The 518-nt window shown below is 45.0% G+C and carries 1 protein-coding gene; it reads right to left on the bottom strand.

Annotated elements, in window-relative coordinates; genetic code table 11:
• Positions 1 to 119 precede the first annotated feature (119 nt).
• The coding region (locus tag V5S80_RS09345; protein WP_395170499.1) for a hypothetical protein at positions 120 to 518 on the bottom strand (399 nt) is incomplete at its 5' end.

The following is a 518-nucleotide window of genomic DNA, read 5'->3' on the forward strand; positions in this document are numbered from 1 at the left end:
CTACGAACAACACCACACCCACCCCCTACACCCCCAGCATCACCACCACACACGACAACACAACAAACACCGCGCACCTACCAGACATCACACCAACACGACCCAATGGAAACCCCCACTCACCTACCCACTTTCTCTAAAAAACGATGCGCCCTTTCACATAGTTCATTTTCAGATAGATTTTCTTCATCATTCGCGTAGGAAAAACCGATCCTTCCAATTGACGTTTCTATATATGCACTACATACCGGAGGCCATAAATTCATTATAACTTGGTCAAATCGTCCAGGATAATACTGCTTGAATAGTTTACCCCCGACATTTTTTCTAATTCTTTTATCGGTACTAACCGAAGCTCCCTCATCGAAGCTTTCTGTCCCATCTGTTAACGAGCAGTCTTTGAGGGTTGCTCTTTTGCTTTGTTGTGATCCGCTGACTTTGTATCCTCTTTTTTCCCAGTAGTGTGGTGGAAGGTCTTTACAAAGGTCGGCGTTTTCAAATTTGGGGTCGGAGTAGTC

This window comes from Corynebacterium sp. PCR 32 (assembly GCF_037464985.1).
GTDB classification, from domain to species: Bacteria; Actinomycetota; Actinomycetes; order Mycobacteriales; family Mycobacteriaceae; genus Corynebacterium; species Corynebacterium kroppenstedtii_D.